Source organism: Bacteroidota bacterium (genome assembly GCA_005882315.1).
Classification (GTDB): Bacteria; Bacteroidota; Bacteroidia; order Chitinophagales; family Chitinophagaceae; genus VBAR01.
Genome location: VBAR01000006.1, coordinates 60,959 through 77,766, shown reverse-complemented (window position 1 = coordinate 77,766; position 16,808 = coordinate 60,959). Strand labels below are relative to the sequence as shown.

Sequence of the window (16,808 nt, the reverse complement as noted above, 5' to 3'; positions counted from 1 at the left end):
CGGAGAAATATTTATTTACCGTCTGTGGAAAAAAGGCTGTGGAAAAGATTTTTCCAAAAGACTAATTCTCTGTCTACAATCATATAATAAAAAAGTGTCGGATTCACCGGCACTTTTTTTATCAGGTTATCGAAATTTACTGTTTGATAAAAGGAGAAGTATATAATTTTTCGCTGATGCCTAATCGCAGGGTATATCGTCCTGTCGGTAAAACAGCAGCATTAATTGGCTGATAAATTCTTCCGGCATCAGGTAATACGCCGGTGCCACGTTGAACCAGTTGCCCATTGTTATTAATCAATTGCCATTCGAATTTGCCGCCTGCCCCGTTTGTCGTGAGTTCAAATGAAGCATTGGACACAACAGGATTTGGTAATATGTTTAGCTGAATACCTTTCACCGGCCTGTTATTTTTTACAGAAACGATATTTGAAAATACCGGCGGCCTCCCTACTTCAGTTGCGATCACACGATAATAGCCCATTTCAGCACCAAAGGAATGTTCAAATCTTCTAGCACTGTACGAAAGTTCATTTACATCTGTGAACCTTGATCCATCAGGACTGTACTGAACCATAAATTTGGTATCGCTGGTTACATCTTCCGCAGTCCAGCTAAGTAATGATTTGCCATTACCTGCCAATGAAGCCTGCAATCGAACATCACGTACCGGAAGTACGACATTGAAATTTGCAGTAAAAATTCCACGACCATGTGTAGCTGCCGCAATTGTATTATCAGATGTCCTCACTTTAAGCATATCAGTTCTTACTGTTGGAAAACCAGGATTGGTCGTCCACACTGTTGAACCTCCATTGAGAACATCGGTTGTGTATACTCCGGCTTCTGTTGCTAATATTACAGTACTGTTGCTTCCAGGCTCAAACACGGCCCATCGAACCGGCATATCTGGCAGGTTGCCATCGCATGTAGTCCAACTGGTGCCACCATTGCTAAAAAATGCCCAGCAGATTATTATCATCTGTACCAACTGCCACACAGTTAATAGTACCAACGGGAAATGAAGCACTGCCAATAGCAGTCGTATTTGCATTAGCAGTTCCTGCATTTACAGAACTGGCATTATCAAGACGCAGAAGTACCCCTCTGCTGCTTCCTATATAAACCCTGTCTGCTGTATAAGGAGAAACTTTAAATGCTGTTGGGTTACTATTAGAAGTTCTTGTCAAAGCACTTAATGTTAATGTTGTGTTTGTTGAACCAGTTTGTGGATTATCCCATCTTCTCAACTCGTTAGTAGGTGCAGCACTATTACCATTACTACAATACATCACATTCAATACATCATCATAATCAAATGGGTTAATAAATAAGCCTTCTGTTGAAGACAATGTTATACCCGACCATGAAGTACCTCCATTTGTACTGCGACGGTATTGGTTGTAGACATAACTGGTAAATTGATATTGCGGTTGATCCTGATCGATGTGTACGTAGGCGCCATCACCACCGGTTACTTCAACTGAAGAAGTAAGGCCGGAGCCATTCAATTTATGACTGCCATTATCCTGCGCCCCTGCCAACATATAGTCTGTGAGTGTCGGATGCAATGAAATTGAAAAAAATTGTTTTAAGGAAAGATTCCTGTTCCTGTCACTGAATGTAGACCCATTATTTCTTGAAAGAAAAATACCACCATCGCAACCAATAATTATCCTTCTTTCAGTTCCTACATTGTACCATTGCATGAAATGATGGTCGGCATGAACATAAGGCCCGGTAACTCCTGCCCAATATGTCATTCTTGTAATAGTAGTACCGCCATCTACAGAAAGATATGCATCAAGGCCGCCTACGATCACACTATCAGTAAAGTTAGGATTGATGGCAAGTGTAATTCCATACCAGCCCTGACCATTTGATAAAGATGTTGTAAAGCTTGCACCATTACGTTGCGTCCAGTTAGCGCCTCCATCTGTTGAACGATACATATCAACAACATTATTTGAGCCATTACTCGGTGCTGCATAAATAATATTTCCGACTGTTGCCAGCTCTATTCTGTTGGCTGCAGTTGTAAGACCTGCTGCTGGTGATGTCCATGTTGCTGTGGTAACGGTTGATGGGTTATCAGTATAACGATAGTTACTTACGCCGCCCCCGCCTGTAGAATACCCAAAGCTTGCATGAAATCTTCCGGTTGAACTTATTTCTATATCAGTGCAATTAGAGTTTGATGCCGTCATACCTGAAGGTGTGATATTGGTCCAGGTAGTACCGCCGTCAATAGAACGAACAAGTCCATTTGATTGAGTTGGTAATGGAGCTGATGTTGTACGCAATGCGATGTAAACATTACCAGAAGCATCACATACTATTTTGAAAGCCCTCCAGTAATTGGTAGTAGAGGCTAATTGTGTCCAGGTAACACCATGGTTGGTAGATTTCCAAACTCCTTTTCCGTAAACAGCGTCTGAATTGCTTGGTGCCTCGCCAGTAGAAAAATACATCACATTCGGATTAGTAGGATCCTGGCAGATAGATCCGATGGCAATGCTTGCAAAATTGTCGCTTACAATAGACCAGTTGGCCGGTTGGGTTAAAAAATTTGTTGTCTTCCATAACCCACCTGCTATACCCGCTGCAAAAACAGTATTACCGGTTGCATCAGAAGCATCAACCATGATGGCCCGCATCCGGCCTGATGTGTATTCATTATTTGCTCTCAGGTTACCATTACTCGGGCCAACTACATCATATATGGGACCACGGGCCGTCCATGCATAGCTTGTACTCATCCTCGCAGAAGAAAAAATTTCTTTTTGATAATTGGTAAACTCAATCGCATTCATCAGCCGGTCTGCAGGCACATATCCCAATGCAGGATCTTTTGTTTTTTCAAACTCCTGCATTCCAATTTGCATCGGTCCGTCGTAGCCTTCTTCACCCTCCTCAGCTTCTTCAGCTTTTTTTTCCTCTTCGAGTTCTTCACCCTCTTCTCCTTCTTTGAGTTCTTTAAAGGCATAAACTTTTTGGTCTGGCTGCAATTTTTTAGAGCTGATGATAGAAATGAATAGAAGGATGCATCCGCCCAGAATGGTTAAATTCTTACGCATAGGATATTGGTGTTTGTGCTGCTAAAATATAATCCTATGAACAGAATTAGAATGTATTAATACCCGATTTACTATCCTGGCTTTTTGGGAGAACTACTAAGCATATAAAAGAAAAATCCCGCCTTTGGACGGGATAAGAATTCACTTACCATTTATCTACTTCTTCAGAACCGGTATTATTAGTGTTGGTATCCTCCACTGGTGCAACGGGAGCTTCTGATTTTATTTCAACATGATTAGTTGGTTCTACAGCTGTTTCACTTGTCATTTCACCATTACTTTCCATTTCCGGATTATCATGATTAAATGCATCGAAATCAAAATCCGGCATCAATTCAGTTTTCACATAATCAACTGCTTCGCCGAGGGCTTTAATAAATTTATTGAAATCTTCTTTGTATAAGAATATTTTATGCCTGTCATACCCATTATCATCAAAGCGTTTGCGGCTTTCGGTGATAGTAAGATAATAGTCATTACCACGGGTAGCCCTTACATCAAAGAAATAAGTCCTTCTTTTGCCAGCACGGATACGCTTGCTGTAAATACTTTCCATTTTCTTGTCGTTGTTCTCGTAAGCCACTTTATAAAATTTTACAGTTTAAAAATCAGTTGTTTATAAAAAGAAGTCACAAATATATTGATGTTTTTGAAACGGCCAAATCTTGCTGAAAAATCAATCTTCGGGGTCGAAACCGCTGAGTTGTCGACGATAGATGCCGGCATAGTACCCATTTAGTTCCATTAACTGGTTATGGCTACCCTGTTCAGTTATTTCTCCCTCATCCAGCACTATGATTTTATCAAAACTGAAGAGTGTATATAAACGATGGGTAATAATAATTACAGTTTTTTCTTCCAATGATGCATCAAGGTTCTGCATGATCTCCCTTTCTGTTTTTGAATCAACCGCACTCAGGCAATCATCAAATATTACAAATGAAGTTTTTTTAATTAAAGCCCGGGCAATAGAAACTCTTTGCTTTTGGCCACCGCTTAATGTTACACCCCTCTCTCCTACCATTGTGTCATATTTTTCTGCAAACTGTTCTATATCCCTGTTGACGCCGGCATTTTTTGCAGCTTCAACTATACCACCATTGTTTTCATCAATACCAAAACTGATATTATTCTTTACAGAATCACTGAACAAAAAAACATCCTGCGGCACATACCCTGTCTGTACACGCAATTGATTTAAATCCCAGTTTTTAATATTTGTTCCTTCGATCAGTATTTCACCATTTGTACAATCATACATTCTTAGTAACAACTGGGCAATTGTCGATTTTCCACTTCCGGTTTTTCCGATGATAGCAATACGTTCGCCAGGTTTTATCGTAAGGTTAAAATTTTTCAAGCCCTGTATACCTGTATGCGGGTAAATAAAATCAACATTTTTAAATTCAATATTTCCCTTAATAATTGATTTTACCGGCGATTGTGTATTCTGAATTTCAGGTTCTGTTTGTAAAAATTCATTCAGCCTTTTTTGAGAAGCGGCAGCCCGTTGTATCATACTTGCCGTAAGACCGATTGCACTGACAGGAAATGTCAATATAGTAACATACAATACAAACTCCACAATTGTTCCCAAAGTGATGCTATGAGTACCGTTAATATAATAGATACCACCGATCATGATGGTGATAAGAATACTTAACCCGATCAATAAAGTAATAGAAGGAAAATAAATGGCTTCCACTTTTGCCAGCCCTATAGCATTATGCCTGTACTCTTCCGATTTTTTTGAAAAGAAACCCAGCATTGCATTTTCCTGGACAAATGATTTAATAACGCGGATACCTGAATAAGATTCCTGTGAATGCGTTGTAAGATCAGAAAGCAGGGATTGGTTTTTTTCACTGCGCCGGTTGATAATATTATTTACAAAATAAATAGCAATAGCCAGCAGTGGTAATGGCGCCAACACATACCATGTAAGTGCTGCATTCGTTTCAAACATAAAATAAACGCTGAGTGAAATGACCGCTACCAGATTAACAAGATACATCAGTGCAGGCCCGGTAAACATTCTTACCCGGCTTACATCTTCGGCAATACGGTTCATCAGGTCGCCGGTATTATGCGTTTTAAAAAAAGCAGTATCTAATTTCTGATAATGCTGAAACACTTCATTTTTCTGATCGTACTCAATGTGGCGGCTCATTACAATGATCGTTTGCCGCATGAGAAACAAAAAGAAACCACGAAGCAATGCCAGAACAAGAATAGTAATACCACAGATGGCTACAACATTGGTTTGCTTTATGTTTTTCATCCATTCAACAAACCATTCCACAATTCCGGAATAAACCGGTGGATTTTTTGGCTCAGTATATCCCGGCAGATTAAGACTTTTCTGAACAAAATCAATAACAAACCGGGTGATCTGCGGCGCCAGAACAGCAAAGTAGTTGGATAGAAAAACGAATGCGATTCCGAACGATAAACGGACACGGTATTTCCAGAAATACTTATTGAGGGCCTTGAGATGCTTCACTATCAGCAAAATTAGGTGGATGTAATTAGCTAAATACACCACTTGTCAATTCGCTGAAACAAAAAAATTTATTTATAGCTCCCTGATTTTGCTGATTTATCCTTCAAACCTATTTTTGCGCCGGAGAGATGGCAGAGCGGTCGAATGCGGCGGTCTTGAAAACCGTTGACCCAAAAGGTCCGGGGGTTCGAATCCCTCTCTCTCCGCATTTCTCGGAGAAAATTAGCGCAAAGCTGGCTTCCAGACTAAATTACGGAAGTTGAGTGTAACCGAAAACGCACCGACTCACAAATGACTCACCTGAAAATGGTGAGTTTTTTATTGCTTTCTCAATAAAAATCACATCGAATGAACAACACGAAATACATATCAAAGACCGCATCATTCCGATCAGCATTAATTACCAGAAACATTTTAATATATTACTGAAAAAAAAGAAAGACCTGAGGAATTACAATAATAAATCCACAAGCAAAACTCAGAACTCCATTGTTATATAAACATTAATCATTTTGGCACTTTTGCGGCTGGTCTTACTTCACTGCCTGCTTGTTTGGTTAGATCATCGCCTAATTGTTTTCTGTATCCGTCTGCGATAACCATGAGTTGCTGAACAATCTCCGGGTGATATTCTTTTACATCCAGTGTTTCTCCCGGGTCTGTTCTCAAATCATACAAAGCTAGACTTACACTATCACTTGCATATTTACCCGGCCATCCATTATAACCGATAGCAGATGCTTTTTTATAAGTTTGAGAAACGCACGGGAAGGTTAATTTCCATTGCCCTTTCCGGATACATTTTAAATTATTCCTGTCATAGTAATAAACCATTTCATCGCGGGGGTTGGCGTTTTTTTCCTGCTTGAATAATGAAAGAATATTCACGCCATCAATTTTTTTCACCGGCATTTTCGCTTTACATATTGAAACAAGTGTCGGAAGCAGATCCATACTTGCCGCCATATTATTACAAATAGAGCCAGACTTGATCATTCCCGGCCAGCTAATGATAAAAGGAACTCTTACTCCACCCTCCCATGCACTTCCTTTTCCTTCACGAAAACCACCGGTGTTTCCACCATGATCTCCATAAGTTAACCAGGGACCATTATCACTGGTAAAAATTACAATTGTATTTTTTGTAAGACCATTTGTTTCCAGTGTTTTCATGATCTCACCCACTGACCAGTCAATCTCCTCCATCACATCGCCATATAATCCAGCACCACTTTTGTTTTTGAATTTATCCGAAACAGCTAAAGGGACATGTGGCATGTTATGGGCCAGGTATAAAAAGAAAGGATTGCTTTTATTCTTCTTAATAAAATTGACAGCTCGTTCAGTGTACATAGTAGTAAGCTGAGCAGCATCATCCAAAGTTGTGATCGTTTTTGTTCTTTCATTTCCTTCGATTAGTTTCAACACCGGCCACTTGCCTCTTGTAGTTGAAGTATCAGCAGGTTTGCCATCATAATTCACGGGCCAATAATCATGTGAATAGGGCAGACCAAAAAATTCATCGAAGCCATGGCCCATTGGGAGAAAAGGTGGTTTATATCCCAAATGCCATTTGCCAACCATACACGTTTTATATCCGTTTGCTTTTAATAATTCAGGAATGGTTTCTTCATCCGGATTCAAAGCGATATCAGCAGTAGGACTTAACGCACCGCTGATACCAATGCGATTGGGATAACAACCCGTTAAGAAAGAAGCACGGGAAGGGCTACAGACTGCCTGCGACACATAAAAGTTTGTGAACTGCATTCCCTGGTTTGCAAGTTTATTGATATTGGGAGTATGATATGGATAACCACCATAAGATTCAAGATCGCCATAACCCATATCATCCGTTAATATGAGAATAACATTGGGAGTATTTGCTTTTTCTTGCTGCGGTTCGAGTTGTTTGAAACCAGAGAGACCAACAACCACTATTGCAAAACTTAGAAACCAAACCAGTATATTACTTTTTTTCATGTTCAGGTTTTTTACTTCAAGAGAAAGCAAACATTAAAGGTATTGTTTTCAAAAGCCGGATGATCTGCATTTCCTTTTGAAGGTTCATTGATAGAAGCTGCTGCAAATAGAGCGATAGGTTGTCCATTTTTATCAGTAACTACAAAAGGACGTTCAAGATGAGCCAATTTTGTTTTCTTTGCGTCTTTCATTTTCATTTCCCTGAGTGCAATCAAGGGGTGTGAAGCAGGCTGCCAATGCAAACCATCAACGGAAGTAATCAAAGCCAAAGCACCGAACTGTGGAACTAGCTTTTTACTATTGGAATAATATTTGACCGCAGCGTAAAACCGTTTTCTTTTTTTATCATACCACATGCAAGGATCTTCACAAGCCATCTCTGCCGAAGTAAATACTTCACCAAGCATTTTAAATGGGCCATCTGGTTTATCACTCTTCGCCATCCAGAAGGTCATATTACCAACATTTGGTTTGCGGGATTTATACATCATATAGAATTTCCCATCCGGTCCTTGTGTTACCGTAGGATTTGTAGCTACTTCAAATGTGTTGACATTATCAGGAACCATTAAAGGTGATGAAGGTTTTTCATATTTACCATTCACCAGGTCAGCAATAGTTTTCGCTTTTATCACTCCTATCTTTTGTGTGCTATTATATTCCAACCAGTGCTTCCAGTCCTTACTCATTTTTGATTCATCTTTAAACTGAAGAGTTGAATCAAATGAATTGCTGATATAATAGAGATAATAATAATTACCGAATTTTCTCATCTGTGGGTTATGCATAGTAAACCTGTCCCAATGATCAGGATTACCATCGCCTTTCAATACTGTTGATACATATTTATACGGGCCATTGAGTTTATCAGAAACTGCATAAGCAATTTCAGAATACTTACACCATCCTTTGAAGCCGTTGAAAATATAATTCATGGAATCATCATCCAATTTTCTTTTACTATGTGACCAGCGGGAATAAAACATATGATATTTTCCATCTTCTCCTTTAATTACACTACTGCACCATGTATAAAAACTATCGGAAACAAATATTCCAGGTGAACCTGGTTTCTGCAACAAGGATTGAAAGTCCAGGTTATCCTGGCAAAAGGAATTTCTTGTAAAACAATTTAATACTAGTAAAAAGATCACCCGAGATATTATCGTTCTTTTATTTATCACTTTTCTCAAATTATTTTTCGAGAGGTTTTATCCAGATAGCTTGTCCGCCTGAAGCGATCAGTTTTGTATCCAGCACTGTAAAAGCATCAACTTGTATACGTTTGATAGAAACTTTTGTTCGAACCTTTGAATTGGAATCATCATAATAGATACTCGCTTCGTATTTTTTTCCAGGCGTTAAAAAGTTCAAGGGGGTTTTCAAATCCCTTTTTTCAATATTGGTAACTGTACCAACAAACCAGTAATCACCTTTTCGGCGGGCAATGGTAACATGTTTTGCTATTTCTCCATCCACCACTTTTGTATCATCCCAAACAGTGGATACTTTATCAAAGAATTCCAATTCAGGTTCATCTTGTGAATCTCCAGGTTTGTCATACCAATACAAAAACTGCAGCGGACTATAGAAAACAACTGCCAGTGCCAATTGATGCCCCGAAGTTGTTTTCATCACTCTTGCATTTTGTGTTTCTGCCAATCGTGGTTTTAATTCTGGACGATGGTAATAACAGATCGTATGGTCGGCGGCTCCGGCAATAAAACGTGTAAAAGGAAGAATGGTACTATTTGTTGCTTCAGGCATTTCTTCATTACCACGTACACCTTCCTGCGTTAATAAATTAGGATAGGTTCTACTGAAACCAGTTGGCCTGTATTCATCATGAATATCTACCATCAAATTATACTTCGCACATTTCTTAATTGCATCATGTAACCAGGTTGTCCATTTGTGCGAACCTACTTCTACAAAACCAAACTTAATTCCACGAACGCCCCATTTCTGATATAAAGGAAGAATTTCATCTAACTGTTTATACAATGCCCGCTGATTCACATAAAGAAATACACCGATTCCTTTTTCATTTGCATAACGAATTACTTCCTGCAAATCCAGATCACTATTTGGATTGCGGCGGGGATCAACATTTACTTTAGTCGCATCAGAAGTATCAGCATATTCATACCCATACCAGCCAGCATCGAAATGAATATATTGTAAATGACGTTTTACCGCAAAATCAACTAACTCTTTTGAGCCTTTCATTGAAAGACTCATTTCACGTATTATTTTCCCAGGCTGGATCCATGAAGTTTTTTTGATCTCACATGCCGGATTCAGGTTCAACAAGAGATCATTATTTGCCAGCAATTCTCCTGCATGTTCCGCAACCATTACTACTCTCCACGGAGTTGCGAATGGCGTTAAGAAATCTACACGATCATATATAGAACAATTAATAGTGTTTGCTTTGTTTGAATCAAGTGAAAATTTTGTACGGGAATAGTAGACCATCTCTGCTTCCGCCAGACAAGCATATTTCCCATCAGGAAGTTGTAACACAAGTGGCCTTTCACTTTCGCCAGGCCAATTACTCATTGGCAACAACTTGTATTCACCTTGTGCCCTGTTTGTAAACCAGGCCATTGTTCCTTCGGGCACTGTAAAATTTGTCAACTCTTTTTGAATATTGATATCCTTTTCTCCTTTGCGATTTTCAGGAAAAAAATATCGAAATGCAATGCCTTCGTTATAAGCTCTTACTTGTATTTGCAGTTTTAAATTTTCATCGTTGTTACGTAGTAATGTAATTGTCATTCCCTGGTAATGATCCCGAACCTGGCTTCGTTCGCCATATACCGGTTTCCAAACTGTGTCTTGTTTTGAAACAAAAACATCATTCAATGCAAATCCACGATCCCAACCATTTAATCCTAATGAAGAAGAAAGTATAACAGCTTTTTTATTATGAGAGATAGAATAAACAGGTGCTCCGTTATTCGACAGATCAAATACAAATTGAAGCTTACCATCCGGTGATGAGATCTGTTTGGAAGATTGCGCAACCAAATACTGCGACAAAAGCAGACCACAAACAAAAAATATAATTATCCTGGACATATAGCGAAGGGGGTAAAATAAATTTAATATGCAAGGTGTGCTTAATTAATTATTTATTTGTTCTTTTCTACTTAGACTCTTTATAAGCATGATCAGCAGGAAGATCAATCCCTTTCCAAATCTTTTTGCTTGTCCAATCTTCAGCTTTACCGGTCCAAAATGGATCGTTTGCAGGCAAGCCAAGGGGTAACAATCCAACCGTACACAAATACAGACTGCCAGTAGTAATATAGTTTTCGGCCATACTGGGTTGACTACCTATTACACCCATATTGAGCCATCCTTTAGAATCAAATGTGTTGGGAGCTTTCATTGTGCGGTACACAACAAGCGACAATGCGCTGCGAACCTGTGCAGGTGAAATTTCGGCTGGTAAATTTTTTTGCAATGCAATTTGTGAAAGCAGCTGGAATGCTCCAAAGCGATAGATCATGGAACGACCAATAGGTGGGTAAGTTCCTTCTGGTGAGATCAATCTTTCCTGCACTGCTGCATAACGTTGTGCCCTGTTCAAAACTTTTTGATACGAGATGACTGTGTCCATTTTTTTTTCACTCAACACTCTGGTAATATCAAGCATCATGGGTTGAATAACAAAACTGTTATAGTAGTCCCAGTGAAACTCTTCGCCATCACCATAAGCTCCGTCTCCCTTGTACCAATCCATATGTTTTTGCAATGCATACACAATGCGATGCACATCGCCACCATTACCTGATTTTATTAAAAAGGCTTCAATGATTGCACTAAATAACAGCCAGTTATTTTCCCCCGGTTTGATAACCCGCGAACTCTTTAATGCATTTACAATATTTGCCTTCGTTGCATTATCAAGTGGCTCCCATAACTGTGTATAACCCCGCAATAAACCCTGAGCCATAAAAGCGGCATCCACCAGTGGTTGTTGTTGTTTATTAAAATTCAAAAAGTCGGGTGAAGATGGATCAACTGCAACAGTTAAAGCTTTACGGGTTAGCTGGATATATTTTTCTCTCAGCTTTCCTTCAGCGGTATTATCTACTCCTAATTCAAGCCATGGAGCTATTCCGGCTAACGTTCTGCCAAAGGCTTCGAGATGAGCAACTCTTACCCGGTTGGAGTCTTTATTGATCACCGGCATCTTGGCCCGCAACTGTTCCTGGCTAAGATTTTTTAATACGGGATCAGCGATCTTTATCATTGTTGCTATCCAATATTCACGACTATCATATTTTTCAACATTTTGCTGGCTAAATGCTGAAAAATTAAACAGCAATACAAGGGCTGAGCTTATTATGGCATTTGAAACAATCTTTCTTCTCATACAAATTCTTTTTATGATGGAAAACAATCGAAAAAATTTCAGCACTCGCAAAAGAAATTTTGCTTTGCTTGCATTTTAATAGATTATTATTTTAGTTTCTGATCGGTCAGTATCCCAGGTTTTGAACAAGAATTGGATTGTTACCAATTTCACCAGACGGAACAGGATATAATTCTGAGCCCAGTCGCCACGAATTAGTAGGTGATAATGGCCTGAGCACTGTCTCTGCACGATTGGTACGTTTTAGATCGAGCCAGCGATGTCCCCATTCTGCAAAAAACTCGACCTGGCGTTCTTTCTCGATAGCAAGATAAAAAGCATTTTGATCTGCAGGATTCACGGCTGGTAAACCAGCACGGCTGCGAACTGTATTAAGATCTGTTATAGCCTGCGCCAACTTACTTCCACCTTGTCGTGCCCTGGCTTCTGCACGAATCAGGTATTGTTCGGTGAGGCGAAATACAATATAATATTCCGTCACTGTAACAGAAGTTCCAGCTTTATATTTTGCAGGAAAAGCCCAGGTAGGATTTGCAACAGGGCTACTAAATCCTATCCATTGTGTTTTACGATTATCGTTTGGCTCGAAAGCAGACAAGAGGTTTTGTGTTATTTCAAAACTGGGTCTTGCACCAGCTGCTGTAAGAAAGAAAAAAGCCTCGTTTGTATTGATGCTTGCACGGACAGGTTGCAATTGCCAGATCGTTTCAATGCTTTCTTTTTTGAAAACAAGGTCAATAGCAGGCAGACTTGCTCCATAAACACCTGATGTAATAATGGCATCCGATTCAGCTTCTGCATCCGCCCATCTTTCTAAGTACAGGTATGTACGGGCCAACAAGGCTCCGGCTGTTGCACGATTGGGGCGAAGTCTTTCAGGTGTTAGATAGTTTGCGGGAAGCAGTTGCTTAGCATCTTTCAGATCATTGAGGATTTGCTCCCAAACTCTGGCCGATGGGGTTCTGGCCATATTCATATTTGCCCGGTAGTCCGTACTCAAAACAAGGGGTACATCACCAAACAGGTTTACAAGATAGAAGTAACAAAACCCACGTATGAATTTGGCTTCTCCTTCAGCAAGTTTTTTTCCATCTGGTGTCATGCCTGTTGAAGGAGCAATGCCTTCAAGGATAGCATTTGCACGGTAAATATAATTGTACCCATCCTTCCAGAAAGCTGCTACATTCGGATTTGGAGGAGTAAGATCATGTGTTGCAAATTCCTGGAAAGCCGGAGTGTTAATATTGCTCTGAGTCCACTGCAATTCATTACCTGAAAAACCGGCCAATGCTGTCATAGAAAAACAGACGAATGATCCCTCACCTCCGAATTGGTAATTCATCATATCAATATAAATAGAAACTATTGCCGAATTTGCTGATCTATCATCTGCAAATACTTTTTCTGTGGTGAGAATGCCTGGCGGATTTTCAACAGTTACAAACTTCTTGCAAGATGGTAAGATGGTTGTCAGCATCACCACCATAAGAAAGTACCGGGTGTTTGCTTTTATATCTTGAAGTATGCCTGTATAGTATTTCACAATTATTCTTTGTCTCTAAATTAAAAAATGACCTGTATACCTACGCTTAGCATCCTGAGTGGCAAAGTGTAATACGATAATGTTTCCGGATCCCCGTATTCATACGGAGTGAACGTGAACAGGTTTTGTCCCTGGAAATACACTTTTAAACTTTCTATCTTAAATTTTTCGATCAGTTTTTTGTCGAATTGATAAGAGAGTGATACATTCTTCAAACGAATGAAAGATGCGTTCACTACTCTGGCACTGGAGAAATTGGAATAAAGGCTGAATTGAGTAACAGCTGCCCCGGTAGTAGAGAATTTCTGTATATCGGTAATTTCTCCTTTATGCTGCCATCTGTCTAAAACTAATATAGTCTGATTTGAACGGTTACCCGGCGCCACGAAGTTAATGCTGCTCAAACCGTCTTGTTGAACAAAATGGAAGAACAGATCAAGAGACCATCCTTTGTAAGTAAAAGTATTTTGCAATCCACCATAAAGGCGCTGTCCCAAATCACGTACCTGGGTTCTGTCTTTAGTCAGGTTGATCCCATTAAGCTTGTAAATACCGGTTGCAGTATCAACCCCCTGGTACTCGAGGTATTTGCGTACGGTAACAGGATATCCTATAATAAGCGCATTGGCAAAGCTTGATGTTTCAAGATTAGGATATGCCACCAATTCGCTGCGTGGTATCGAAATGTTGAATGAACTTTTCCAGGTAAAATTCTTTGTCCTGATGTTGGTAGTATTGATCATGAATTCCCAACCCCTGTTTTCAACTATTGCATTCCTGTTGGCCGTAATGCTTGCAAAGCCTGTCTGTGATGGAAGCGTGTAACCGATCAGTTGATTATCGCTCCGGCTCATATAATAAGTGGCGCTTGCAAACAACCTGTCTTGAAAAAATCCAAGCTCAATTGCAGCTTCCCATTTTTGATTGCGTTCCCAGGCAAAATCAGGATTTTGAAGATTTATTGGAAAAAAACCACTAATACCCTGGTAAGGAAGGGCGGCACTTGTAGTACTCCAACGTGCTATGTACTGGTAGTTGCCAATACGGTCGTTGCCTGTAACACCGATACTTGTTCTGATCTTACCGTAGTTAAGGAAGGAAATATTTTTCATGAACTTCTCTTCAGAAAATATCCACCCCGCTCCCACTGCACCGAAATTGCCAAATTGTTTTCCCGGTCCAAAACGACTGGACCCGTCGCGACGGCCAGATATATTTATAAGGTACTTATTGTTATACCTGTAACCAACCCTGCCAAAAAAAGCGTTGTACCGGTACTTACCGTAGTTGCTGGTAACCGATTTTGTAGCCGCAGGACCTGGTGTTCCAAGTAATTCATCACTTGCATACCCGGTGGCACTTATTGTTGCTCCTTCTGTAAGCTGCTCCTGGAAACTACAACCCGCCAGCACTTGTAACCGGCCTTTCCCAAATTGTTTAGTGTATTCTGCCTGCGGCTCCACGATCCAGTTTCGCTGGGACTCGTTAAAAAATTGAGCTGAACTTATTGGCGTTGTCCCTAAAGGGCTTTGAGAACTTACCGGGTTGGTAGTTCTCTGGTCAAGGCGTACGATATTCATCCCTCCATCTATCCTGATCTCAAAATTTTTGCTGAAACGATAACCCAAATTGATATCGCTGATGGAGTGTTCTGTTACGCCTTTGTATAGCTTTTTTGTAAATTGAAGTGGGTTTGAAAAATTGACACCCTTATCACTCCAGACCAGGTTTCCATTCGCATCAAGCGGGTAGGGCGCATTGGGTATCGTAGTTAGCAATTGGCCCATATCTATTGTATTGATATTATTATTATCAATGTTATATCCTGTACTTAGTGTAAGAGAAAATTTCTTATCAATAGAATGATGCGTCATGTTTGCCCGAACATGAATACGATCATCGAACATGTTACCATAGAAGACAGGCGTCTCACGGTGGTAGCCTGTTGAGAGCGAAAACCGGGTTTGCTCGTTTCCCCCTGAAAGGCGTACCTGTGCATCATAACTACGTGCGGTTTCACCCATCAATATTTTTGCCCAGTCATTATAACGTGTCGTGTCCCATACCATAAAATCGGTGGCATTAGATGCTGTGGGAATAATTCCATCATTCTTAAACGCTTCTTTTCGCATTGCCACATATTGCTGTGTATTCAGCATTTCAGGCATAATGGTAGGCCGTCCCCAACCGGTATAAAAACTTGCCTCAACGGATGTCTTATTTGCTTTGGCTTTTCTTGTAGTGATGAGTATTACCCCATTTGACCCTCTTGAACCGTAGATGGCAGTAGCATCCGCGTCTTTCAGCACTTCAATGCTTTCAATGTCGGCAGCATTAAGGGTTACAAATGGACTTGTACCGTTAGTGGCGTTGTTAAGTCCTCCCAATGTTTGGGCTGTAACATTATTTGAAAATACTACAGTGGATAGCGAATGGGCAAAAGGTACACCATCAATAATGTATAGAGGCTCGGACCCGGCTCCAAGAGAGTTTCTGCCACGGATACTTATACTAACTGCCCCACCGGCCATACCGTTGACTTGAGTGATCTGCAAACCCGGCGCTCTTCCTCCTAATGCAAGCATGGGATTTTCTACCGGTTGATTCCTGATATCTTCCCCTTTTATTTTTGAAATGGATCCTGTACTAAAACGCCTCGTGGTTGTACCATAGGCAATCCTCTGCACCTCATCCATTACACTAACTTTTGTTTTTACATTTATTGTTAACTCTCTCCTTCCATCTAATTTTATTTCCAGTATTTCAATACCAACTGCGGAAATTATAAGACTGCCCTCGAGATCCTTGACCACTATAGCAAACTCACCCTTGTCATTGGTTGAAGTTGCAGCTTTGCCAGTACCCTTAGCGGTAATAGTGGCTTGCACTGGCTCACCTCCATCGTTTACGATGCGGCCACGAACTGTAATTGGTGGCGACGGCAATGGAGTTTGTTCTTTTATTATTGAAGGATCTTTTTTTACAATAGCGATGGTTTTGTTTTCAATGGAGTAATCTAATAGCTGGTCATGCAGAATTTCTTTTAACACCTGTTCAATTTCAACATCCTTTACCTGTATGGTTACAGGTTTGGCTCCGTCAAGTATGCTTACATCATAAAAGAAAACATAACCGGTTTGTTTTTTTATTTGCTTAAATATCTTTTCCAGGTTGGCATTTTTTTCAGAAATAGTTACTTTCTGACTATACCCGTTGACACTTGCGGTGAGGCAGGCTGATAAGATAATAATGGTCGTGAGTTTCATGACTCGTAGCGTTTGACAGTTAGCTTAGGGAAAGATACCGAAAAAAGTT

9 protein-coding genes, 1 tRNA gene and 1 pseudogene are annotated in these 16,808 nt (G+C 40.1%); 1 reads left to right on the top strand and 10 read right to left on the bottom strand.

Annotated features, from left to right (window positions below):
* Positions 1 to 136: 136 nt before the first annotated feature.
* From E6H07_18625 to E6H07_18610, 4 genes are all read right to left on the bottom strand, one after another.
* On the bottom strand, positions 137 to 982 hold the full coding sequence (locus E6H07_18625) for a T9SS type A sorting domain-containing protein (GenBank protein ID TMI61537.1): 846 nt from the start codon (positions 980 to 982) through the stop codon (positions 137 to 139).
* Positions 954 to 3,077: an exo-alpha-sialidase gene (locus E6H07_18620; protein ID TMI61536.1), complete on the bottom strand. Its 2,124-nt coding sequence runs from the start codon at positions 3,075 to 3,077 to the stop codon at positions 954 to 956. The genes E6H07_18625 and E6H07_18620 overlap by 29 nt, the downstream gene beginning before the upstream one ends.
* A 145-nt stretch (positions 3,078 to 3,222) precedes the next feature.
* Positions 3,223 to 3,660, bottom strand: coding sequence for a DUF3276 family protein (locus E6H07_18615; protein TMI61535.1), 438 nt, complete (start codon positions 3,658 to 3,660; stop codon positions 3,223 to 3,225).
* Between the two features lie 93 nt (positions 3,661 to 3,753).
* Positions 3,754 to 5,580 (bottom strand): ABC transporter ATP-binding protein, encoded by a 1,827-nt coding sequence (locus E6H07_18610; GenBank protein ID TMI61534.1) that lies wholly within the window; start codon positions 5,578 to 5,580, stop codon positions 3,754 to 3,756.
* A gap of 122 nt (positions 5,581 to 5,702) precedes the next feature.
* Between E6H07_18610 and E6H07_18605 the strand changes: the two genes are divergently transcribed.
* A tRNA-Ser gene (locus tag E6H07_18605) sits at positions 5,703 to 5,786 on the top strand.
* 301 nt (positions 5,787 to 6,087) lie between these two features.
* On the opposite strand, the gene E6H07_18600 is transcribed toward E6H07_18605, so the two are convergent.
* From E6H07_18600 to E6H07_18575, 6 genes and pseudogenes are all read right to left on the bottom strand, one after another.
* The gene (locus E6H07_18600) at positions 6,088 to 7,563 is read right to left on the bottom strand and encodes a sulfatase (GenBank protein TMI61533.1); all 1,476 of its coding nucleotides are present in this window, start codon (positions 7,561 to 7,563) and stop codon (positions 6,088 to 6,090) included.
* Between the two features lie 11 nt (positions 7,564 to 7,574).
* A pseudogene (locus E6H07_18595) lies at positions 7,575 to 8,618 on the bottom strand (hypothetical protein).
* 139 nt (positions 8,619 to 8,757) lie between these two features.
* A complete protein-coding gene (locus E6H07_18590; GenBank protein ID TMI61532.1) occupies positions 8,758 to 10,647 on the bottom strand; it encodes a glycoside hydrolase family 97 protein in 1,890 nt (629 codons plus the stop codon).
* A gap of 67 nt (positions 10,648 to 10,714) precedes the next feature.
* The gene (locus tag E6H07_18585) at positions 10,715 to 11,950 is read right to left on the bottom strand and encodes a DUF2264 domain-containing protein (GenBank protein TMI61531.1); all 1,236 of its coding nucleotides are present in this window, start codon (positions 11,948 to 11,950) and stop codon (positions 10,715 to 10,717) included.
* A 106-nt stretch (positions 11,951 to 12,056) separates the two neighbouring features.
* Entirely contained in the window at positions 12,057 to 13,493 is a 1,437-nt protein-coding gene (locus E6H07_18580; protein TMI61530.1) for a RagB/SusD family nutrient uptake outer membrane protein, read from the bottom strand.
* Between the two features lie 20 nt (positions 13,494 to 13,513).
* The gene (locus E6H07_18575) at positions 13,514 to 16,759 is read right to left on the bottom strand and encodes a SusC/RagA family TonB-linked outer membrane protein (protein TMI61529.1); all 3,246 of its coding nucleotides are present in this window, start codon (positions 16,757 to 16,759) and stop codon (positions 13,514 to 13,516) included.
* Positions 16,760 to 16,808 lie beyond the last annotated feature (49 nt).